Source organism: Bacillus sp. FSL P4-0248, from assembly GCF_038593305.1.
Taxonomy (GTDB): Bacteria; Bacillota; Bacilli; order Bacillales; family Bacillaceae; genus Bacillus; species Bacillus safensis.
This window is the reverse complement of record NZ_CP151983.1, coordinates 1042576-1063947: the sequence shown is the minus strand read 5'-3', so window position 1 is coordinate 1063947 and position 21372 is coordinate 1042576. Positions and strand designations below refer to the sequence as shown.

23 protein-coding genes are annotated in these 21372 nt (G+C 42.3%); 11 read left to right on the top strand and 12 right to left on the bottom strand.

Translation table 11 applies throughout. The annotated features are described in order from the left end of the window. Positions 1 to 230 precede the first annotated feature (230 nt). The gene (locus tag NST65_RS05310; RefSeq protein ID WP_111927193.1) at positions 231 to 767 is read left to right on the top strand and encodes a serine acetyltransferase; all 537 of its coding nucleotides are present in this window, start codon (positions 231 to 233) and stop codon (positions 765 to 767) included. Here NST65_RS05310 and NST65_RS05305 read toward each other — a convergent pair. From NST65_RS05305 to NST65_RS05295, 3 genes are all read right to left on the bottom strand, one after another. Further along, entirely contained in the window at positions 762 to 1019 is a 258-nt protein-coding gene (locus NST65_RS05305; RefSeq protein ID WP_034282121.1) for a hypothetical protein, read from the bottom strand. The two genes, NST65_RS05310 and NST65_RS05305, sit on opposite strands and share 6 nt — an antisense overlap. Before the next feature lie 95 nt (positions 1020 to 1114). Further along, entirely contained in the window at positions 1115 to 1681 is a 567-nt protein-coding gene (locus tag NST65_RS05300; RefSeq protein ID WP_111927191.1) for a GNAT family protein, read from the bottom strand. 14 nt (positions 1682 to 1695) lie between these two features. After that, entirely contained in the window at positions 1696 to 2562 is an 867-nt protein-coding gene (locus NST65_RS05295) for an AraC family transcriptional regulator (RefSeq protein WP_342489345.1), read from the bottom strand. 113 nt (positions 2563 to 2675) lie between these two features. Here NST65_RS05295 and NST65_RS05290 point away from each other — a divergent pair, with 113 nt between their 5' ends. Next, the gene (locus NST65_RS05290; protein ID WP_034282125.1) at positions 2676 to 4052 is read left to right on the top strand and encodes an MATE family efflux transporter; all 1377 of its coding nucleotides are present in this window, start codon (positions 2676 to 2678) and stop codon (positions 4050 to 4052) included. A 25-nt stretch (positions 4053 to 4077) separates the two neighbouring features. Here the strand turns inward: NST65_RS05290 and NST65_RS05285 are convergent, their stop codons facing one another. The 4 genes from NST65_RS05285 to asnB form a co-directional block, all read right to left on the bottom strand. After that, entirely contained in the window at positions 4078 to 4917 is an 840-nt protein-coding gene (locus NST65_RS05285; protein ID WP_034282127.1) for a phytoene/squalene synthase family protein, read from the bottom strand. After that, on the bottom strand, positions 4910 to 6385 hold the full coding sequence (gene crtI / locus NST65_RS05280) for a phytoene desaturase family protein (protein WP_268436399.1): 1476 nt from the start codon (positions 6383 to 6385) through the stop codon (positions 4910 to 4912). Before crtI (NST65_RS05280) ends, NST65_RS05285 begins: the two co-directional genes overlap by 8 nt. Next, positions 6382 to 7899: a phytoene desaturase family protein gene (crtI, locus tag NST65_RS05275; protein WP_268436398.1), complete on the bottom strand. Its 1518-nt coding sequence runs from the start codon at positions 7897 to 7899 to the stop codon at positions 6382 to 6384. The genes crtI (NST65_RS05280) and crtI (NST65_RS05275) overlap by 4 nt, the downstream gene beginning before the upstream one ends. 147 nt (positions 7900 to 8046) lie before the next feature. Continuing rightward, the gene (gene asnB / locus NST65_RS05270; protein WP_111927185.1) at positions 8047 to 9888 is read right to left on the bottom strand and encodes an asparagine synthase (glutamine-hydrolyzing); all 1842 of its coding nucleotides are present in this window, start codon (positions 9886 to 9888) and stop codon (positions 8047 to 8049) included. A 154-nt stretch (positions 9889 to 10042) separates the two neighbouring features. On the opposite strand from asnB, the gene NST65_RS05265 reads away from it, so the two are divergent. Further along, positions 10043 to 10570 carry a DUF2777 family protein gene (locus tag NST65_RS05265; protein WP_041117073.1) on the top strand — a complete coding sequence of 176 codons (528 nt, stop codon included), beginning with the start codon at positions 10043 to 10045 and terminating at the stop codon, positions 10568 to 10570. 38 nt (positions 10571 to 10608) lie between these two features. On the opposite strand, the gene NST65_RS05260 is transcribed toward NST65_RS05265, so the two are convergent. Both NST65_RS05260 and NST65_RS05255 read right to left on the bottom strand, forming a co-directional pair. Beyond that, a complete protein-coding gene (locus tag NST65_RS05260; protein WP_034282135.1) occupies positions 10609 to 10977 on the bottom strand; it encodes a YisL family protein in 369 nt (122 codons plus the stop codon). Positions 10978 to 11069: 92 nt separating this feature from the next. Further along, positions 11070 to 11975, bottom strand: coding sequence for a fumarylacetoacetate hydrolase family protein (locus NST65_RS05255; RefSeq protein WP_268436397.1), 906 nt, complete (start codon positions 11973 to 11975; stop codon positions 11070 to 11072). A 997-nt stretch (positions 11976 to 12972) separates the two neighbouring features. On the opposite strand from NST65_RS05255, the gene NST65_RS05250 reads away from it, so the two are divergent. The 8 genes from NST65_RS05250 (at position 12973) to NST65_RS05215 (ending at position 16436) form a co-directional block, all read left to right on the top strand. Then, complete coding sequence (locus tag NST65_RS05250) at positions 12973 to 14067, top strand: CotH kinase family protein (protein ID WP_268436395.1); 1095 nt, start codon at positions 12973 to 12975, stop codon at positions 14065 to 14067. A gap of 122 nt (positions 14068 to 14189) precedes the next feature. Then, on the top strand, positions 14190 to 14351 hold the full coding sequence (locus NST65_RS05245; protein WP_029707539.1) for an aspartyl-phosphate phosphatase Spo0E family protein: 162 nt from the start codon (positions 14190 to 14192) through the stop codon (positions 14349 to 14351). Between the two features lie 125 nt (positions 14352 to 14476). Further along, positions 14477 to 14698, top strand: a complete 222-nt coding sequence (locus NST65_RS05240) for a spore germination protein (protein ID WP_003211745.1) — start codon at positions 14477 to 14479, stop codon at positions 14696 to 14698. 14 nt (positions 14699 to 14712) lie between these two features. Further along, positions 14713 to 14946 (top strand): spore germination protein GerPB, encoded by a 234-nt coding sequence (locus tag NST65_RS05235; RefSeq protein ID WP_003210877.1) that lies wholly within the window; start codon positions 14713 to 14715, stop codon positions 14944 to 14946. A gap of 30 nt (positions 14947 to 14976) precedes the next feature. Then, positions 14977 to 15591 carry a spore germination protein GerPC gene (locus NST65_RS05230; RefSeq protein WP_041117065.1) on the top strand — a complete coding sequence of 205 codons (615 nt, stop codon included), beginning with the start codon at positions 14977 to 14979 and terminating at the stop codon, positions 15589 to 15591. Beyond that, positions 15588 to 15764, top strand: coding sequence for a germination protein GerPD (locus NST65_RS05225; RefSeq protein WP_003210893.1), 177 nt, complete (start codon positions 15588 to 15590; stop codon positions 15762 to 15764). Before NST65_RS05230 ends, NST65_RS05225 begins: the two co-directional genes overlap by 4 nt. Then, entirely contained in the window at positions 15764 to 16195 is a 432-nt protein-coding gene (locus tag NST65_RS05220; protein WP_342489344.1) for a spore germination protein GerPE, read from the top strand. Before NST65_RS05225 ends, NST65_RS05220 begins: the two co-directional genes overlap by 1 nt. 22 nt (positions 16196 to 16217) lie before the next feature. After that, on the top strand, positions 16218 to 16436 hold the full coding sequence (locus tag NST65_RS05215) for a spore germination protein (protein WP_003211468.1): 219 nt from the start codon (positions 16218 to 16220) through the stop codon (positions 16434 to 16436). 46 nt (positions 16437 to 16482) lie between these two features. Here the strand turns inward: NST65_RS05215 and NST65_RS05210 are convergent, their stop codons facing one another. From NST65_RS05210 to sbcD, 3 genes are read right to left on the bottom strand one after another with little or no spacing between them, the layout of a single operon-like run. Continuing rightward, the gene (locus NST65_RS05210) at positions 16483 to 16782 is read right to left on the bottom strand and encodes a hypothetical protein (RefSeq protein ID WP_034282144.1); all 300 of its coding nucleotides are present in this window, start codon (positions 16780 to 16782) and stop codon (positions 16483 to 16485) included. A gap of 19 nt (positions 16783 to 16801) precedes the next feature. Then, positions 16802 to 20197 (bottom strand): SMC family ATPase, encoded by a 3396-nt coding sequence (locus tag NST65_RS05205; protein WP_268436393.1) that lies wholly within the window; start codon positions 20195 to 20197, stop codon positions 16802 to 16804. Next, the gene (sbcD, locus tag NST65_RS05200; protein ID WP_326135024.1) at positions 20194 to 21369 is read right to left on the bottom strand and encodes an exonuclease subunit SbcD; all 1176 of its coding nucleotides are present in this window, start codon (positions 21367 to 21369) and stop codon (positions 20194 to 20196) included. Before sbcD ends, NST65_RS05205 begins: the two co-directional genes overlap by 4 nt. Between the last annotated feature and the right edge of the window lie 3 nt (positions 21370 to 21372).

The following is a 21372-nucleotide window of genomic DNA, read 5'->3' as shown; positions in this document are numbered from 1 at the left end:
AAACCTTACTGCTATAAGGAGATGGAACGCATGAGACGGTTTGATATTGAAAAAAATTACAAATCATTCTTCCTGGTTCTTTTGTTCTACTCAACTCAAAGCGCTTATTTTATGAAGAAATTTGGATGAAATGAAGGTAGAAAATTGAAGAAGTAACATCATTTTTTCTTGATATAAATGGTTTGGATGGTATAATTTCTCTGAAACATAAAGGGATGGAGGGGAATTTGATGATTTTTACAAAGCACGATCTTCACCATTACTTAACGCAGGATAAGAAAGCATTAGCGATCACGCGCAGAAGACCAAAGTGGTTTGGGGACGATATATGGAAATATCAAAGGTATTTGCGAAAATATGAGTACTATTCTAATAGCGGCGCTCTACTGCGCAAATGGTTTTATCGCTGTTTACATAAAAAGAAAGGCATGCAGCTTGGCTTTGATATTCCGATTGGCGTCTTTGGCCCCGGCCTTAGAATCAATCATAGTGGTCTCTTAATTGTGAATAAGCACGCAAAAATTGGGGCATTTTGTGATATTCATCAAGGGGTGAATATTGGCCAAAACCATTCCGAAAAGGATGTACCAACCATTGGAGATCACGTATGGGTTGGCCCCGGTGCTAAGCTGTTTGGAGACATTTACATTGCAAATCATATTTCAATCGGAGCAAATGCCGTGGTGAATCGTTCCTTTCATGAAGAGCAGATCGTCATTGCTGGTGTACCGGCTCAAAAGGTAAAAGAAAAAGGCCCTTCTTCATGAAGGCGCCTGATAAAAAAGAATAACACCGATCAAAACAGAGATGAGCAGCATGAGATAAAACAAGATGGTTAAAATCAAGATCGTCCAGCCCAGCCCCTTCCTCTCTGTCTTGATCAAATAAATACCAAGTACGATGGTGCTAAATAGCACGCCTAAAACAGCCCACAGCCATTTGTCTTTGTTATGTTTTGGCGCATCAAACCATAAATAGATGGCAACAGCAAGTGAAACGAATAGACCCGTTAATCTCATATTTAAATTCCCCCTTATGTAAAAAAACACATTTTCTATTATTCGCTTGAAAAACCGATTTTTTTCAGTTTATTCAAACATACGATACTTTTGTCCTAAAATATTTTATCATTGTTCCGCGGAAGGCTTCTCCATTCTTCTCTCAACATTCCGTAGCGCATTGAATCATAATAAACCCCTTGATAATAACGGACCTTTCTCAGTCTCCCCTCAAGGATAAATCCGCAATTCTCTGCGCACCGCATCATCCGTTCATTCCCTGACCAAGTTGTTAAACCAATTCGAGGGATATCAATATGCGTAAATAACACATCAATCCAAAGATTTAATGCCTTTGTCCCAATACCCCCGCTCCAAAAGCGTGAATCATAAATGATAATGCCGCATTCAAGCCACCTCGTACGTTCATTCTCCCAATAATATGATACGGTGCCTTTGATATCACCATCTATTTCAATGCCATATAGCTTTTGAGGAATGGATTCTTCCTGTAAGTAACGTTTCTTAAATGCAGCAAGCGGGATTTCGTGTTCATAAAAATAAGGGGCATTCCATTTTCGATAGGACTGGTCTGATGCTTTAAATTTTAAATGCCACACCGTTTCTAAGTCCGTTTCGGTTAATGGACTTATGTTCACAAGCTCTTCCTTTTCACTTTTCATCTGTTCACGTTCCTTTACTTTGTCGTTCTTTTTGCTAAATGACGGTACTCGATCGGCGTCATGCCTTCATTTTGCCGAAACAGCTTAGAAAAATAAGTAGGGTCGTCAATACCTACATGATCTGCAATGGCAGCGATTTTTTCATTCGTTGAGGCCAGCATGCTTTTGGCTTTTTCGATTTTGAGACGATGGCTGTACTGGTTTGGCGTCAATCCATACACCGTCTGCATACATCTTGTCATGTAATCAGGATGATAGTGCAGTTTCTCTGCAAGCTGCTCCATGTGTAATTTCTCCATAAAGTGATGCTCAAGATAGTGAACCACTTCTGATGCGACAGTCTCCTTTGCAGTTGGAATATGGAATGCTTCCTTTTGCAGGTGAATGAGCATTTCCTCAAATAATAGCTGTTTTTTCAGCGGAAGTTCAGATGCATCATGATTTAGTGCTCTCATCGCTGAAAGGTGTTTTTTTAACACACTTCGTCCTTTCACTTTTGCTAAACGGGGCAGACTAAATTCATAGGTTGCCGGCTTTTCGAAGGTCGCTTGATTTTGTTTCATATCAATCCAGTGTTCTCTCGGCCGGTTCGTCAGCTCAAATCGGTCAATTGAGAAATGCAGCCACTCATAGTGGGTTTCCTCTTCACACGACAGATGTCCACCATGAGACAGGCCCGGTGAGAGAATCATATATTCACCTTCTTTTACATGAAAAGCCTCCTCGCCCTCTGTCATCCATAGTTCACCTTTTGTGATATAGAGAAGATCAAATACAGTGAAGGTTCTTGAGATATGTCTTTCTCCTTGATGAAATACACCTTTACCTGAAGCAATATAAATCGGAAACGGCGGTACAGTAAATGTAATAAATCGATCCATATTCATCCCCTTATGAAGTCGGATTTCTCCAATAAGTTTCGGTTTCATCTCTTCTTATTATAGTCGATGCACGGTACACTATAAATCGGATTTATACGAAAGGGGGCTATGTGATGAAATCTCAAACCCTGTCATATGAAAAGGTTCAAGCCAAAGATGAGAAAACACACCCTTCATTATTTGCATTAACTTGGCCTATTTTTATCGAAATCTCTTTATATATGCTCATGGGGAGCGCTGATACACTTATGCTCAGCCAATACTCCGATAACAGTGTGGCCGCAGTAGGTGTAAGCAACCAGCTCCTGAATTTATTAATTGTCATGTTCAGCTTCATTACAACAGGAACGACCATTGTGATTGCGCAGCTTTTAGGAGCTGACCGCAAGCAGGAAGCGACTCAAGTCGCCTATGTCTCACTAGGAACCAACTTCTTGATCAGCTTTGTCATTAGTCTCCTCATGTTTGTGTTAGCTGTTCCAATCCTGCACATGATGGGCTTATCAAGTGAACTCATGCCGGATGCGGCGGTCTTTTTACAAATTGTCGGCCTGCTTTCTTTTATTCAAGCACTCATTATGACGTATAGTGCTATTTTAAAAAGCTACGGATATACAAGAGACACGATGTATGTCACCATCGGAATGAATTTGCTAAACGTTGCCGGCAATTATTTGGTCATTTTTGGTCCGTTTGGCTTTCCTGTATTAGGTGTCATGGGTGTTGCCTTTTCAACCTCGCTGGCTCGTTTGATCGGATTGATGGCGATGATCCTCATTGTCCGCCGCCGAATTGGATTGCGCTTTTCACTGAAGAGTATGTTTCACATCCAGCGGACGCATTTAAAAAAGCTGCTGAAAATTGGCATTCCTTCTGCTGGAGAGCAGCTTTCTTATAACGGCTCTCAAATGATTATTACACTGTTTATTACATTTATGGGGACGCAGGCTTTAGCCGCAAAGGTCTACACTCAAAATTTGATGATGTTTATTATGTTGTTTGGTGCAGCGATTAGCCAAGGGACACAGATTTTAATCGGGCGCCATATTGGAGCGAAAGAATTTGATGCTGCCTACCGCAGATGTATGAAAAGCTTATACTGGGCCATTGGGATCTCTCTTCTTTCTTCCACTGCTTTATCTTTATCATCGACGCATTTGCTTACCTTTTTCACTAGCAATCGTGAAATCATTGAAATCGCCGCCACACTTCTCCTATTGACGATCATTTTAGAGCCGGGACGCTCTTTTAATATGGTCATTATTAATTCATTGCGGGCTGCTGGTGACGCGAAGTTTCCAGTGTATATGGCGATGATTTCAATGTGGGGAATTGGGCTTCCGATCGCTTATTTGTTAGGCATTCAGTTTGAAATGGGGCTCATCGGGGTTTGGATTTCTTTTATTGTGGATGAATGGGTAAGAGGTATCTTCATGTATAGGCGCTGGCGTTCCAGAGTATGGACGGAGTATCGTTTTTCTTCCACATAAAAAGGACTGCGGGTGCAGTCCTTTTTTACGTAATATCTTCTAAAATAAGTGCTTTTTCCTGTTTTGAAATAAATGCTCGCTCTGTAAAGACGCGGTATTCGTTTTCTCTTGTTTTATCTAAAATGGCTTTATAAAAGTAGGCTGCTGCTTTCACCGGTATTCGTGAATAGAGCGGGAATTCATGAAGATGGTCAAAAAACTCCTCGTAGTATGCCTCTGCCTCAAAGGCAATGTACTCCCAGACGTGCTGGAAGGCTTGATTCACAATCCCTTCCTGCAATTCTTGCTCTGTGTACCCGAATTGATCCATCACTTGCTTTGGCAAATAAATGCGGTCTCTTTCAGCCTGATCTTCGCCGATATCTCGAAGGATGTTGGTTAGCTGCATAGCAATCCCTAACGAAATGGCTGCTTCTTTTAGCTGCTCTTTTTTACGCGGTGCAATAATGGGAAGGAGCATAAGCCCAACTGTACTAGCAACATGATAGGAATAGATGAGCAGTTCATCCAACGTTTCGTATCGCTGCTGCTCTAAATCCATCTCCTGTCCTTGGAGCAGGTCACGGAACGGGGCTTCATCCATCCGAAACTCTTGAAATGTATGCTCTAGCGCCACCCATATTGGATCATTCCGGTCTACCTCACCTTGTAAAAATCGATCAAACGTCTCCCGAAAGGATGCAAGGTCCTCTTTTGGCGAAGGGGATTCATCTACAATGTCATCTGCTCTACGGCAAAAGGAATATACGGCCCAGACGGCCTGTCTTTTCTTTTTAGGTAGCATGGAAAAGGCCCGGTAAAACGTTTTTGAATGGGTTTGAATGGTTTCCTCACACACTTTTAATGCTGTTTGTACATCAACCACTTAGCTTCACTTCCTTTCTATCATTCAAATCTTTTAGTAGTACAGAAGCCATAAGCTTCGCACTTTGCATCACGATCGGCACCCCGCCACCCGGATGGATGGAAGCACCTGCCGCATAAAGATTATCTGTCTCACTGACCTTCACTTGCGGGCGGAAGACACCTGATTGAAACAAATTAGGCGCAAGTCCAAAGCTGCCGCCTTCAAACAATCCTTCTCGCAAGGAATCATTTGGTGTTCTGACCTTTTTCCAGACAATCGACTCTCGCAATCTCGGAAAGCCTCTTTTCTCAAGGACATCCACCATCTTCTCGACAAACTCTGTCTCCTCTTCCCAGTTGATATGATCTCCTGAAGGAACGGGAACGAGCATGTATAGAACACTGCAGCCTTCTGGGGCAAGAGATGGATCAATGATCGATGGATTAAATGTATAAAACGACGGGTCTTGAGGAATCGTTTTCGTTTGAAAAACTTCTTTCATATGCTGATCAAAGTGTTCTCCCATAAAAAATTGATGAACAGGTGCTTCATGATACATCTTGTTTAACCCGAGATACAACATCACGCAGCCAGAGGACGGCACGTATTTCCGGCGATCTTGTTCGTCTAAACCAAGCTGCTTTAACGCAGCTGGATAATCTCCATTGATCACAAATGCATCAGCGGTTTCATATTCATCATTTACTTTTGCTTTGACTGCCCGTTTCCCCTCAAACACCAATTGCGTGACTTCTTCATTTTTTCTTACATGCACACCCATTTTGATGAGCTGCCCTTCCAATATATCTACTAAACTCGCATATCCGCCTTTTAAATAGTAGATTCCATGCGCGTGCTCACTATAGGACACAAGCGAATAAATAGCCGATGCTTCATACGGGTTTCCCCCAACATAGAGGGTTTGAAGTGCGTATGCATCTCGCAGGCGTTCGTCTGAGAAATATTTTTTCAGAGCACTTTGTACCGTTCGATACGCCTTTAATTTCATTAAAATCTTCATATTCGCTTTTGTAAAAAATGTACGTTTTTCGTGAAATGATTTTTCTAGAAAGGCTTGCTGCCCTTCTTGAAACCGGTCTGTCATTTCTTCCATAAACCTCAGGAACCCTTGATCTTCCTTTGGAAATACACGTCTGATTTCATCTAGCTGACGAAGTGCATCAGAGTATTTCGTATAGGAGGTTCCATCTTGATACTGAATTGTGTACAGCGGATCAAGCTGCAGCAGATCAAGAGATGAATCGTCAATTCCTACCTCATGTAAAATGCCTTTTAACATGTCAGGAAGTAGGACAATGGTCGGACCTTCATCTACTTTATATCCTTTCTCACGTACAAAAGCAAGTCTCCCGCCAAGCCGTTCATTTTTTTCGACAAGGGTGACATCATGTCCCGCTTTTTTTAAATAAAGCGCTGAGATCATTCCGCCAATACCGCCGCCTGCAATTAATATATGTTTTTTCATGAGGCGCTCCCCTTTTCTTGATGCGGCATTGTTTTGTGTGAATGTTTCTCTTTTTTAAGAATGGCATTTGTCGTGATACGTGCTGATTCTAAAATGGTTGGCAGTCCGCTTCCTGGATGTGTTCCTCCTCCAACGAGCCAGCAGTGCTTTAATTCATCAAATTCATTGTGCGGCCTTAGGACCATCATCTGCGTCAGCTGGTGGCCGAGGTTAAATGTAGCTCCTTCATATACGTAAAGGTCTTCCTCCCATTGCTTCGGTGTGATCATCCGCTCGACTTCTATATGCTGTCTCACATTCTGAAAGCCTGTTTTCCGCTCCAATGTATCTAGCACAAGCTCTCTAAATTCATCTTGATGCGCCCCCCAATCAATACCGCTTTGGTTATTGGCAACTGGAGCCAGCACATAAAGAGCTGATTTTCCTTTTGGAGCAAGTGAGTCATCGGTTACACTTGCATTTTGAATATAAATAGACGGGTCATCTGGCAGCTCATATGTTTTCGTAATGCCTTTGACAAATCTAGCATAATCATCGGAAAAAACGATGGTATGATGCGGCTCATCATATATGGTATCCAGTCCTAAATAAAGCATAAAGGTAGAGCAAGAGAATTTTTTCTTTTTTAATTTCTTCTCGCTGTATTTCTTTAAGAGTCCTGGCTCGACAAGCTTTGTCATCACATGTGCAAAGTCTCCATTGACGACAACCTCATCTGCTTGTATTTCTTCCCCAGATTCTAAACGAATGCCTTTTACTTTCCTTCCCTCCGTGAGCAGCTTTTCGACGCCGGCTGACAGATGAATCTCTGCTCCAGCTTCAAGCGCGGCCTTTGCCATCGCTTCTGACAGCTGATTGACACCGCCCTTCGGATGAAATACACCTGTGTCATGTTCCATAAACGAAAGGATCGAGAACGCACCAGGGCATTCCCACGGGGACATTCCTAAGTACTTTGATTGAAATGTAAAAGCATATTTCACTGATTCATTCGAAAAATAGTCTGACAGCACATCATACAAACTTTTATTTAGTGAAAGCTGTGGAAGTGCTTTGATCACCTTCAGGCGAAGGTAATGATGAAAGCGGTCCATTTTACTTTGTAGAATTGGTGTCAAACGATCCATTTTGCGCTTTGTATCCTTCATAAATCTTAGATACCCTTCACCCTCACCAGGTGCAAAGGCTTCTAATCGTTTGTACATTTCATCGCGATCCCGAATCATATCGAGCTGATTGTCTTGAAATATTAATCTATACATCTCTTTTAATTCAATCACATCAATATAGTCATAAAGATTTTTACCAGCAAAGGTGAACAGCTCCTCTGCAATATGAATCATGCTGAGAAAGGTAGGACCTGTATCAAACGTGAAATCACCAAGTTGAAACTTAGCGTTACGCCCGCCAACAAAGGACTGTTTTTCGTATACATGAACATCATGTCCTTTGCTTTGAAGCATCATAGCTGCTGCAAGACCCCCTGGTCCCGCTCCGATCACAATGATTTCCATTATCCTTTTTCCTCCAAATTAATTCACTTTAAGTTAATTATACAAATTAGAAAGATTAGATCAACTTTTGATGTGCTCAAAAAGTCTCATGTTATGTATCAAAAAAGCCGGCTTCCTTTCAACAAGTGCAAGAAAGCCGACCCTTTATTACGCTTCTATATCAATTCGATACGTTTCAAACCAATGATGAATCTGTGCAAGATGGGCAATCAACTGCGGGCCCTTCATGAGCTGGCCATACCATGGCACATGAAAAGAAGCTCCTTCCGTTTCAATCAGCTGCTTTAATTGATGTGGGTCTAAAAATTCGTGAAGTACAGAGTCTTTTTGCGCGAGGCAGTCTGTTAGCATCTCTTTCACAGCCTGAGTATAGGCTGGATGATGTGTTTTCGGATAAGGACTCTTCTTTCGATAAAGCACTTCATTCGGTAAAATTCCCTCTAATGCTTTTCGTAAAACCCCTTTTTCACGATTTCCATGCATTTTCATTTCCCAAGGAATATTCCACACATATTCGACAAGACGATGATCTGCAAATGGCACACGTACCTCAAGACTAGCCCCCATACTCATTCGATCTTTTCGATCAAGCAGTGTTGTCATAAACCAGATCATATTTAAGTAAAAAAGTTCTCTACGGGCTTTATCAACGCCAGTTTCTCCATCTAAAAGAGGCGTTTCTGCCACCGTTTCTTCATATTTGCTTTGCACGTATTCCTTAAGTGACAGCTTTTTTTGCCACGAGTCTTGCAGGAGCTGAGTTCTCGCTTCAGTCGATCTCATCCACGGAAAACCATTCGTTTCATTTTCCATATGGAACCAAGGGTAGCCGCCAAAGATTTCATCAGCACATTCACCTGACAAGCCAACAACGAAGTCCTTTTTAATTTCTCGGCAAAACCAAAGCAAGGAAGAATCAATATCTGCCATACCCGGTAAGTCTCGAACCTCAACGGCTTCCTTCAAATAGGAAGCGAGCTCTTTTTGTCCAATGATACAGCTGTGATGATTCGTTTGAAACGCTTTTGTCATTTGATCAATCCATGGGCCGTCAGCATTCGGCTGGAATTGATTTGCCTCAAAGAATTGATCGTTTCCTTCGTAGTCAATGGAATACGTATGAAGCGGTGCTTCCCCTATTTTCTCAAAGTGCTTAGCGGCAATGGCAGTAATGGCACTAGAATCGACGCCCCCAGATAAAAATGTACATACAGGCACATCAGAGACGAGCTGTCTTGTCACGGCATCTGTAAAGAGATGCTTAATGTGCTGTGCGGTGTCATCAAGTGAGTCGGTATGCTCCTTGCTTTTGACATTCCAATATCTCCACACGCGCAGTCCGTCTTTTGAAAAGGTCAAGGCATGTGCAGGTCTCAGCTCTTTTATCCCTTTAAACACTCCTTGACCTGGTGTTCTTGACGGTCCTAAGCCAAAGATCTCCGACAGCCCTTCATAATCGACTTTTGCTTTGATATCAGGATGAGCAAGAAGTGCTTTGATCTCTGAACCAAATAAGAAGGAATGATGACGTTCTGTATAGAAAAATGGCTTGACGCCTAGCCGGTCTCTCCCTGCAAATAACAATTCACGCTCACTATCCCAGATCACAAATGCAAAAATGCCATTAAAATGGGAGACACACTCTTCCTTCCATTCTGTATAGGCATGAAGAAGAACTTCTGTATCAGAATGCCCAAGAAAGCGGTGCCCCCTTTTTAATAATTCTTTTCTTATATCCTCCGTGTTATAGAGCTCTCCATTGTATACAATCGTATAAGCATGGTTTTGATGTGTATATGTCATCGGCTGCTTTCCGCCTTCTACATCTACCACCGCTAACCTTTTATGCCCGAAAAGAACGTGCTCACTTTTCCACGTATTTGTATCATCTGGCCCTCTTTTAGATAATGTATCTGTCATTTGATTGATTACATGATCCTGTTGGATGAGCTGCTTTTTAAAGTCTGCCCAGCCTGTAATTCCACACATCATCATCAGCTCCCATCCGTTTTTCCTCAAGTGTTCTCATTCAGCCTTTCTTAGTTTATGCATCGTCTCCTTGATAGTTGATTTGTCCTTTTTTCCCGGCGTATAGGACAAGCTTAATTTGGTAAGAAAAGAAAGAAGAAAGGAGCTTTTGCAAATGGAAAATCGAATGAAGCAGCTTGAACGCTGCAGCCGAAGATGGTGTAACGGGTATTTGCTCATTGAAAACGGGCATTGTCTGATTGAAGATGAAGAAGGAGAGATCATGCTGCCAGAAAGTCTTCAAAGCACAATGATCTGTTTGAAGGAAAATGACCAATGGACAAAAGGGGAATTGCTCGGTTCTATGATTCTTCATGAAAACGGGCAGCTAATAGAAGTACAGGGAGGAGAAAACATTCAATATACGGCGTCCCTTGCCAAAGGATGGCTTGATCTTCTCATGTTCGTACCGGAAAACGTTTTTGATCACATCCTTGAACAGGTAGAGCAGCTTGGTTTTTCCGTCTATGATTGTGTCTTCTCCTCCTTTTATTCAATGCAGCGCGTCTCTTTCTTTCAGTTTTCGACAGATACGCAATCACTTGCACTTCAATGTCACTATGAGCCTGCAGCCAGCCACATTCGTTTTGAATGGACCACTTCAGACGGACAACGGATCGTTTCACAATTTGATGCCACATAAAAAGGACACTGCTTCGTATAAGCAATGCCCTTTTTATATTAAAAGATATGGAAACCGATCGGCAGACGTAAACCGAGAAGAATGGTCACAATCGCAAATACGATAAACCCAATCAACACACCAGTCACCGATTTTCCTTTTTTCTTGCGCACTAGGACCATTTCCATGAAACCGATCACGAGGATACCGAGAATCATTTTTCCAATATACTCGCCCCCGAAACCTGGAATTTTCATTCCTGTGCGAACATACAATTCTACGCCTGTTGCGATAATGATCAAGTAGAATAAGCGAACGATCATGTGCACAATTTTAGCGCCTTTGTCGTTTTTACCTGCAAGAGCAAAGGCTACGAAGAATAAAATAATCCCCAGCACCCATGCTGTGATATGTAAATGTGTTCCCATTTGTGATTTCCCCCTTTATCAGAACAAGTACCTTCTCATCGTACCACGAAATAAGTCGAACACAAAGCGACAATCCTGTGTCATCACGCGCTTTATTTGACGTGATTTGTCAGCGTTCCAATCGGCTCAATTGTGATGTCAATTCGATCTCCAGAAGCTAAAAACTTAGGCGGTTCAAAGCCCTTCCCTACCCCAGAAGGTGTACCTGTTGCAATGATGTCACCCGCTTCTAATGTCATCCCTTTTGAAAGAGTGGAGACAATGTCTTCAATTGTGAAGATCATTAATTCCGTACTGGCAGACTGACGAACCTCTCCGTTTACCTTTGTTTCCACATGGAGCGCACCATGATCCTCGATCATTGACTTATGAACGATATAAGGTCCTATCGGGCAGGTTGTATCTAAGCTTTTGCCAATGAAAAATTGTTTATGTTTTTTCTGTAAATCTCTTGCCGTCACATCATTTAAAATGGTGTAACCGAATATATAATCTTGGACCTCTTCAGGAGCAACGTTTTTTCCTGATTTGCCCATCACAATGGCAAGCTCTCCTTCATAATCCAGTTCACTGGTCACACCTTCATGAAGAAGAATGTCCGCTCCGTGTCCAATGACAGAAGTAGGTGCCTTTGTAAAAATCATCACGTCTTTAGGAATATCCGCCGCACTTCCCATCTCCATGACATGGTCTTGATAATTCTTTCCGACACACATGATGTTTTTAGACGGCTTTGGAATCGGCGCATGGAGTTTCACGTCCGAAAGCGGATATACATAAGAACCGCGGTCTTCTTCTTTTTTCTCAGCCCAATCAAGAAGCTGTCCTACATGTTCAACAAACTTGTCCCCCATTTTGATACACTCAGATAAAGAGTTTGGCAGTGTCTCAAGCTCAAATAATTTGGCTTCTGCCTTTTTGACGTCCATCACCCATTCATCATCAATGACTACCCCAATAAACATGCTGCTATGTATCTCACCTGTAAAAAACTTCATGTCTTCCCCTCACAATCTTCATTTCGCTAAGTTATGATGTCTCATTTTATTTCTCTACGAAATAAAAAAAACCCTTTTTTATCATACTCTCTTTTAAAAAGGGTTTCAAAAATGATGATTGAATGCTTAGCGGAAACGGCGGTACTCCCACATGTTCCCTTGATCCCATTTACGCTCAACATTTCCTCTATTTCTGGAACGATGCGACTTCTTTCCACATCTTCGGCAAGAGCGGCTGCGTTTATGGTGATGAGAACGTTTAGATCGATGGCTGCGGCGCGACTTTCGGCTCTTCTTATTGTGGGATCTGTGCTTGCTGCGATGTGACTTGCGGCAGCTCTTCTTATGATGAGATCTGCATTTGCTGCGATGTGACTTGCGGCAGCTCTTCTTATGGTGAGATCTGCATTTGCTGCGGTGTGACTTGCGGCAGCTCTTCTTATGATGAGATCTGCATTTGCTGCGATGTGACTTTTTCGGTTCGCTCTTTTTGCTTCTGTAAGATTTTTTGCTTTTATATGACTTTTTACTCTTCATGCTTTTCTTCGAACGATAGCTTTTCTTAGAGCGATAACTTTTCTTTGAACGATAGCTTCTGTAGCTTTTTTTACTGCGGCGTGATTTACGGCGTCCACCACCGCCAAAGAACCAATGACCGCGACTTGAATGACGAGAACGAGCTGACTTATGCGAACGTCTCGATTCTGGTTCACGATCTAAGTGATGATCACGTCCCTCACTTCGAAGTGAAGCTACTGCATGTTCAATGTGTGAATGATCAAATGTACTCACGAACAATTCCCCTCCCAGTCTATCTTCGACAAAACAAACAGACAAAGCTGTTTATCTTCTCTGCTTTATGTTACGAGACTCGGTAGACAAGTGTTCGTGACGAATGCCTCTTTCCTTGAAAACTCCATGAATACCTACCAGCCGGTACAGGACATTCCTTCACTTTCATATCGTAAAGAAGAGCATATAGGAGGCTGATGAACATATGAACACAGAACCTTTAAAACAACTTGATATGTGGATTCATCCAAAGGACCTGATTGAATTAAAAAAAGACATTTGGAACGATGAACCTGTTGAAGCTATTCTAAAAACCGGCCAAACCAAATCACATATTTATGCTTCATACCGCGGATCGCACATTAGAAAGCTTAAGAAAAAGTCCTATCAAATTGAATACCGAAAGCCAAAACAAAGACAAGGCGAATCCATCTTTCATTTAAATGCAGAGTACAATGATCCGTCGTTTATCCGAAACAGGCTGTCCTTTTATTTCTTTGAGCAGATGGGGGTGCATAGCCCAGCCGCTTCTCATGTGTTTCTCACCATAAATGGAAGAAAAGAAGGGATTTATTTGAAAATAGAATCCGTCGATGAGTTCTTTCTTCAAAAACGGCAGCTTTCAGGAGGCGGCATTTATTATGCGGTTGATGATGACGCGAACTTCTCCCTTTTGAGTTCTTTTGATAAAAAACCAAAAAAGCACCTTCTTCTCGGATATGAGAAAAAAACGGGAACTTCTCAACATGATCAGCAGCTGAGCGAATTTATTTACTTTCTCAACACAGCGAAAGATGACACTTTTGCAGAAAAAATTGAACAATACCTAGATGTGACACAATATTTCCGCTGGCTCATCGGTGTGGTATGCACACAAAACTTTGATGGTTTTGTTCATAACTACGCCCTTTATGTAAATGAACAAGGGAGGTTTCAAGTACTTCCTTGGGATTATGATGCAACATGGGGTCGTGACATTCATGGAGAAGAAATGCCGTTTGATTATATCCCAGTAAACGGGTTTAATACATTAACTGCTAGATTACTAGATATCCCTTCGTTTAAAAGAGACTATTACACACTTTTCCAGCATGTACTCGATACACATTTTGTAGAAGACCGGCTCTGCCCAGTCATCGAGAAATGGCATGAATCGATTGAGAATCGAATTGGAGATGATCCATATACGAAAGATCGAAAAGATGTCTTGCAGTCTGAAAGAGACTTAATCCGGCAATATATCAACAAAAGACGACGTTATTTACAGACTGAGATCAAAAAAGAGATTTTTGGTACGTAAGAACACTTTCGAATTTTGTCAATTTATTACTCATATTGACGAAACAGCTTTTTTTATAGAAAAATAGGGTATACTAACCATATCCTTCTATTTGATAAAAAATGTGAGAGTTGGCGTCCGTTATGATCAATTATGAAATTGAACAAAAAAGATTACATTTAATTGAGACTGCGAAAAAATTCGGGATGAATGCCGAAGAAACGATCAGGTGCAGTCAAGAGCTTGACACACTCTTAAATAAAGGCATTAAATCCACCTCTAAAGATTGCTCAAAAAAAGGGTAAACCATACATCTAATTCCTCTCATCAAAAGCTTTCAAAAAGACAATCACACATTAAAAGACCCATCATAAGCTATGGTGAAACGCCCAAAACAAGTGCCCTAATTTTATAAAGGATGTGCACCGCTATGCCGGCTATTGTGGGAGCCTTTAAAGTAAATGCCGTCGGAACGAGCGGAGTCGTTCATGTTGGAGACTGCATCACTATTTCTCCAAATAGTCAGGTTAAAACGTTTGCTGGCGCAGGCAGTTTTAATACTGGTGATCAATTGCGAATTAGCAACTACAAAAGTGTGACAAATACGTACGACAGTGATGTCATTGATCAACCGCTTGTTGGTAACTTGTAAGGAGTGAGGATCCGTTGAACTTCTATATTAATCAAGCGATACAAATTAATTATTTACGTGTAGAGTCTGTAAGTAACTCCTCTGTTCTGCAAATTGGGAGCGCTGGATCCATCAAGGCCCTTTCCAACCTGTATAACACGGGAAGCTACGTAGAAGCAGCACCTGCCGCAGCAGGTACACAAGGAATTGAAGAATCTCAAGGCGCAAGCACAGCACCTTTTGTACCGCTTCAGTCACCAACAACTTAAGTCATCTGCAATCCCCGGAGGTGTATGTAAATGTATGATTATCAGAGCAACGCTTCACAGGTATATGGCATCATTCAAAAACACTCGCAACAAATCATGATGCTTGAAAAAAGGCTTAACGAGCTTCAGCAGGAAATACAAATGATCAAAGATAAACCGACAACGAATATTGAACGGATTGATTATCAATTTGATCAACTGAAAATCGAACGGCTGGAAGGAACGCTGAATATCGGCCTCAATCCATCTGATCCAAACAGTGTTCAAAACTTTGAAGTGGGCCAAACAACAACCCCGGGAATTGGAATGATGCAGCAAGAAATGGCTGATCAATTTTTCAATCAAACACGGCAGCTTGTCGATGCATTTTTAAATGAAGAAGCTCCAGAACTTCTTGAAGAACTAGAACAGCGATATGAAGGGTCCCTCGATGAAAGCAACAAACACCATATCATTGAGGATATTCGCAAGCAAATTGACAGCAGGATCAAATACTATGCGGGACAGCTGCCACACCGGGAAGAAATGACACCGCTGCAGCGTTCAGAGCAAATTGCTGAATATGTGAAGCATGATGTAAAGCGGGCGATTGAGCACTTTTTAGCCCATATTCCAAGTGAAACGAAAGGAGAGGAAAACGGATGAATTTCACAGTTGTCAACCGCAACATCGAGACCGGAAGCATTAAAGTAGTCGGGGTTTCGTCCTCTTCCCTGTTTATCATCGGGGACACAGACCATGTACAATTATCCTCGATTTTCGATACACCGCCAGAATCACTGATTATTGGCCCGTTTGTTCCTCTGGCACCTCGATAATGATCAAGCGCACATCTAAAGTGAAGTTCTCAAAGGTGAATTCTGTCGGGATTTCGAGTGTGGTTCAAATTGGTGATACACAAGAGCTGTGCCCGAAAGTCAAGGTATTAGCTGTTCAACGAACCATTAGTTTGTTTTATGGCTATGAAGCAGAAAATTTAGATGCGAAAGAATTTGAAGTGTATTATGAGCCCATTCCATTGATGCTGCCAGAACGATCAGTGAGAACGGCATTTTTCCATGAAAAGCCTGTGATTAAAGTGTCTTCAATCCATGTAGAAGGGGTATCATCGTCCTCTGTCTATCAAATCGGCTCTACTTGTAGAATGAATGGCGTTGCGCGAGTGAAGCATATTAGAGAGCTGTTTAGCAATGATGAAAGTCCGCAAAACTCACAAATGGACCTACCTGCGCATATGATGGTGATATGACTTCGAATAAAGGATGTCGATTATGCCAGCAATTGTCGGACCCATTTACATTAACTCTATTTCTGGAGGCGTCGTAAACGTCGGTGACTCATTCTACCTGTCGCCTAAAAGTTCGTCAAAATCTGCTTTAGGCTCTGGAGCGGGGAATACCGGAGATTTCTTGATATTAAATAATGGCATTAGCGCCACCAACTATGTGGATCCTGACTTAAATGATCAGAATATGGTAGGCAATGCATAAAGCAGCTCCTCTACACCCATTTCAAATAGAGGAGCGCTTTTTATGCTTATTTTTTTCTGCGCTGTCTCGATTTTTTCGTTTTGACCAGCTTGCTTGCCGGCTGTTTCCGAATCCATTTGATGTACGAAGCAAGCTTTTCATCCTGCCTCAGCGCATCAATTGTATTCAAACGTGCGGCAAGCTCCTGGTTTGTAAAGAGGGCATGTACTTGTTTATGACAAGGGATGCATAGGAAGGCAGTCGGTAAAAAAGCCCCGCCCTCTTCTCTTGGCGTTAAGTGATGTTCTGTGAGCAGGACATCTTGTCTTCCGCACATCTCACATAATCCAATTGTTTGCTTTGCCACCGTGTCATCACCTCAATATTTACATTAATTCCATTGAGACTGTTGTCCCTTTCCCGCTTGGATCTGCTGGATGGACAATCAGTTTTTTCGGCAGCCGCATTTTCAATTCTTCCACATGGCTGATGACACCAACAGCTAAGTTTTGAGACTGTAATTTCTCTAATGCGGTAATCACTGTATCGAGCAAGTCTTGATCAAGGGTACCAAAGCCTTCATCAAGGAAAAAGAATTGCAGCGGGAACTCACCTCTCAGCTGAATCTGCGCTGAAAGAGCTAGTGCAAGCGCAAGCGACGTCAGGAAGGTTTCCCCGCCGGACAAGCTGGACACTGGACGTCTGACACCGCCATTCGCATCATCACGCATGACAAAGCCGCCTTCTGAATCAACTTCAATCGCATACCTTTGTCTTGTCAAAATACCAAGACGGGCAGATGCATCACGACTGACACTTTCCAGCTGTTCTTCTGCTAAGAACTCAACAAATGTATTTCCTTTAAACACGGTTTGCAGCTTATCGAGCCGATCAATTTCTTGCTGCAGCTCCGCCAAGCGTTCATGAATACTTGCAAATCGCTGGTGATTCTCTTCCATTACACGCAGATGTTCATATGCAGAGCCGCTCATCACTGTTGCTTCTTCCAATGCCTTCTCTGCCGCTTCTTTCCTCAGTTGAATATCAGTCCACTGCTTTTCATCTAGTGACTCATCTTTCAGCAGCTCAGAAATTCGCTTTAAGTTTGCGGCACATTGCTTTCTTTTATCCTCAAATTCGTCAATTTCCTGTTTAACCGAGTGACGTACTGCCTGATTCATAAAAGCAGATTCAATCTCTTGAGGCTTATCAAAAGGAGAAGACTCCGATTCTTTAGCCCATGCTGCACTTGCTTCTTGTTTTCTCCGGTCAGCCTCTTGAAGCTGACGCTCACAGCTTGAAAAATGACTTTGTGCTTCACTAAAGAGCTCCTGCGCATGCTGTAATTGCTTGTACGATTGCTGTTCCATTTCATTGAGACGAGCAAGCGTGTGTTCAACCTCGATCAGCTCTTCAGAAATAGAGACAGCTTTCAATGGATATCTCCCTAAATCTGTTTCATATTGATAAATGAGCTGCTGCTGGCTTTCTAGCTGATGCGCTAGTTTATCAAGTTCCTTCTCTACATCATATATGGCTGTTTGCAGCTGTTCTTTTGCCTGCTGTTTTTCTTCCAAAAATGAAATACTTTTCTCAATACGCTCTTTATAGCCTTCCGCTTGCTGGTCCTTTTCGTCGATCTGCTTTTGCATCTCTTGTACTTGGTGCAATGTAAAGTGCGGGAAGGCCTGTTCAAATTGAGACGTTTGCTCTGAAAGCTCAGATTGAAGCTCCTTGATCAGCCCGTCTAATTCTTCGATACGCTGCTGATCAAATGTCATTTGATCTTTCGTCTTGCTTATCTCTGCTGCTTGATCGTATGTTTCATCCATTAAACGAGCTCGTTTACGTTCAACTTCTTGAATATCTTGTTTCAAGCCTTTCCATTCTTGCATGAGATACTGCAAGGACTCCGGCTTTTGCACTGCTTCTACTGCTGCTGCAACTTCCGCACCTGGAGCTTTCTGAGATAAAAAGGCAAACTGCTTTACTAATTGATTGGCGTGCGTTTCCAATAACTGCTTGGCGGCATACATGTCTCTTGTATATTCCTCTGCCTGCTTGAGCTCTGTGTCCATCCGTTGAATCACTTCATCGATTTGTGCCACTGTTTCTTCATGGTCATTGTTTTCCAATGCCTTTGGGTCATGATGAATCGATCCACAAACAGGACATGGCTCACCATCTACGAGCTCTGCCGCTAATTCTTTTCTTAATTCTGCCGCCCTAACAGCATCACGCTGTTTTAATTTTGCGAGCTTCTGACTTTGTTCTCTTTTACTCCATTCTGTAAAAGCCCGTTCGAATTCACATACATAGAAATAGAGCTGTTCAATCGCTTGAAACGATTGGTCTATTTTTTCATGATGGTCTTTTTGCTGTTTTTGAAGCTTTTCATATGCTGCTGCGGTCTGTGTTGATCGCTTTTTGAGCTCCTCCATCTTTTGTTCTTCCTTGTGTATGCTTTGGTGTATTCTTTGAACATTTTCGCTTAAACGCAAAGCATCCTGTACACTTTTCCGTTCTTTTACAGAGACTTGTAATTGCTCCAGCTCACGCTTCAGCTGTGTTTGTTTTGCCAGTGCACGTTCTAACAAAGATTGGAGATTGTCTGCTTCTTCTTTTTTTTGTAATAATTGCTGCGCTGTATCGTTTTTTCGCTGTTCGATTGCCGTCTTTTCCTGAAGAGCCGCCTCTTTTTTCCGTTCAATTTCCTTTAGCTGAAGCAGCTGCTCTTTCTTTTGAAGAAGTTCTGGCTCAGTTTCTATTTTCTTTTGCCTTGCTTGCTCATAGTTCTGCGTCATTTGATCATAGATCGTTCGTTGATGCAGTAGCTGATTTTCTGCTTCCTGCTTCTCTTTTAATGCTTGAGAAAGCTGATTTTCAGCCTTTGTTAATGCATCCGCATAAGGCTTTAATGCCTCTGCCTGCTCAGCAATATGAAGCTTGACCTTTTTTTCTTCCATTGATGGTGCCAGTTGATTCAGATGGTTTAGTTCCGTCTCATAGGCTTCTCGTTCCTTTTGATACTGCCAAATTGTTTGCGCCTTTGTAAAAGCAGTGAACGCTTCATCCCGTGCTTGTTTTTTCTCATGAAAAATAGCCTTTGCCTGCTCAGCCGCTTCCTTTGCCTTTGCGAGCGCCTCTGGGCCAGCTTCTCCTAAGCCATTCAGCTCAGCAAGCAGTTCATTTTTTTGTCCATACTGATTCTGCGCTTTTGCGCGCAAACGTTTAACGAGCTGATCCCCATACTTTTCCAGGTTAAACAAACGCTGTAGCATTTGTCGTCTATCGGCTCCTTTTAGGGAAAGGAATTCTGCAAACTTCCCTTGAGGCAGGACAACCGCTCGCGTAAAATCATCAATGGTTAACCCGAGTAATTCTTCTATTTTACGATTGACCTCACTCGCTTTATCTGCAAGAACTGTCTGTGTATCCCCAATTTCAATCAGACGGCATAGTGTCGTTCTGACTTTCATTTCATCTGCCCGCTTGAAAGCACGTTCGACTTTATAAGAAATGTGGTGTTCCTTTTGTAAAGCGAACGTAAAGGAAACTGACAGCTTCTCTTCCGCTTGGTTCAAAATACCATGTGTATTATTTAACGCACGTTCCACTTTGCCATAAAGTGCCAGGGTCATGGCGTCTAATATGGACGACTTTCCGCTGCCTGTCGGTCCAAAAATGCCAAACACACCTGCATCACATAATGAGCTAAAGTCAATTGTTTGTTCTTCTCTGAAGCTATGAAGTCCTTTAATGGTTAGCGTAATCGGCTTCAAGTCGCTTCCTCCTCTTGCATTTCATTGGCGAGCTCCAAAAACAGCTTGACTGTTTTTTCATCAGGAAGACCGCCGCCTGTCTGGCGCTCATAAAATTTCACGAACCGCTCCTCGATTGAGAGCTTTTCGGCTTGCTTTTGTTCTTCCATTTGCTGAAGTTCTTTAAATTTCGGTCTAATATGGACAAACCCGCTATGCTGCTTTCGGAGCTGATGGATCTCTTCTATGGAGAGCTGATCTGTTAAATGAATCTCTAAATCAATCCATGCCTGAAGATCCCGTTTTTCATCCAGCCACTCGTGCACTTGACTCAGTCCCTCAGTTGCCTTCCATTTCACAAGTGGTTTTCCGCTTGATAACAACACTTCTTTCCAGCTTGCTTTTTCATTAGGTTTTGCCTCTACAATTGTGACTGATTTGGCATATCCTGATTCAGAAAAGCTGTAAGCAAGAGGTGACCCGGAATAGCGGGCAATCGTTTTGGCACGCTTGATGGTTTGCGGGCGGTGCAAATGACCAAGGGCCACATAGCAGGCTGCTTCTGGCAGGCTTTCTGCCGCAACGGTATATGCACCGCCTACTTCAATCGGTCTTTCTGAATCTGTTTGACTTCCTCCTGCCACATAAATATGGCTCGTTGCGATATTGACCGTATCGGCTTGAAATTGAGTGCTTAAATGTTGGAACGCTTGCTGTATTTTTAAATTGTAATGATCGCGAAGCAATTTCTCTTCAAATGTTTCAGCCAGCACCTCGTTTAGTCTCGCTTCAGACGGATAAGCGAGTGCTGCAATGGATAAACGTTCACTTGAAGAAGGAACATCGACGCGGATGATGTCATTTGTCGGATAACCAATTAAATGAATCCCCTGATCATTAGTTAAAGGAGATGCGGCAGATAGTCGATCCGGATTATCATGGTTGCCTGAGATGACCACGACCTGACGTTTTCCTTTATCTGATAAGGCGGATAGACTTTCATAAAAAAGCTGTTCTGCTCTAGCAGGCGGATTCACTGTATCAAAGGCGTCTCCAGCCATGACAATGACATCAATGTGTTCGTCTTTTACGATTTGATTCAGCTCATCTAAAAACTGTGCTTGCTCATCAAGCCGGCTCCGGCCTTCAAGGGTTTTTCCTAAATGCCAATCTGCCGTATGCAGAATCCTCATGTG

Coding starts and splice junctions, on each gene's coding strand:
- NST65_RS05310 (WP_111927193.1), top strand. CDS start 231: ATGATTTTTACAAAGCACGATCTTCACCATTACTTAACGCAGGATAAG.
- NST65_RS05305 (WP_034282121.1), bottom strand. CDS start 1,019: ATGAGATTAACGGGTCTATTCGTTTCACTTGCTGTTGCCATCTATTTA.
- NST65_RS05300 (WP_111927191.1), bottom strand. CDS start 1,681: ATGAAAAGTGAAAAGGAAGAGCTTGTGAACATAAGTCCATTAACCGAA.
- NST65_RS05295 (WP_342489345.1), bottom strand. CDS start 2,562: ATGGATCGATTTATTACATTTACTGTACCGCCGTTTCCGATTTATATT.
- NST65_RS05290 (WP_034282125.1), top strand. CDS start 2,676: ATGAAATCTCAAACCCTGTCATATGAAAAGGTTCAAGCCAAAGATGAG.
- crtI (WP_268436399.1), bottom strand. CDS start 6,385: ATGAAAAAACATATATTAATTGCAGGCGGCGGTATTGGCGGAATGATC.
- crtI (WP_268436398.1), bottom strand. CDS start 7,899: ATGGAAATCATTGTGATCGGAGCGGGACCAGGGGGTCTTGCAGCAGCT.
- asnB (WP_111927185.1), bottom strand. CDS start 9,888: ATGTGTGGAATTACAGGCTGGGCAGACTTTAAAAAGCAGCTCATCCAA.
- NST65_RS05265 (WP_041117073.1), top strand. CDS start 10,043: ATGGAAAATCGAATGAAGCAGCTTGAACGCTGCAGCCGAAGATGGTGT.
- NST65_RS05260 (WP_034282135.1), bottom strand. CDS start 10,977: ATGGGAACACATTTACATATCACAGCATGGGTGCTGGGGATTATTTTA.
- NST65_RS05255 (WP_268436397.1), bottom strand. CDS start 11,975: ATGAAGTTTTTTACAGGTGAGATACATAGCAGCATGTTTATTGGGGTA.
- NST65_RS05250 (WP_268436395.1), top strand. CDS start 12,973: ATGAACACAGAACCTTTAAAACAACTTGATATGTGGATTCATCCAAAG.
- NST65_RS05245 (WP_029707539.1), top strand. CDS start 14,190: ATGATCAATTATGAAATTGAACAAAAAAGATTACATTTAATTGAGACT.
- NST65_RS05240 (WP_003211745.1), top strand. CDS start 14,477: ATGCCGGCTATTGTGGGAGCCTTTAAAGTAAATGCCGTCGGAACGAGC.
- NST65_RS05230 (WP_041117065.1), top strand. CDS start 14,977: ATGTATGATTATCAGAGCAACGCTTCACAGGTATATGGCATCATTCAA.
- NST65_RS05225 (WP_003210893.1), top strand. CDS start 15,588: ATGAATTTCACAGTTGTCAACCGCAACATCGAGACCGGAAGCATTAAA.
- NST65_RS05220 (WP_342489344.1), top strand. CDS start 15,764: ATGATCAAGCGCACATCTAAAGTGAAGTTCTCAAAGGTGAATTCTGTC.
- NST65_RS05215 (WP_003211468.1), top strand. CDS start 16,218: ATGCCAGCAATTGTCGGACCCATTTACATTAACTCTATTTCTGGAGGC.
- sbcD (WP_326135024.1), bottom strand. CDS start 21,369: ATGAGGATTCTGCATACGGCAGATTGGCATTTAGGAAAAACCCTTGAA.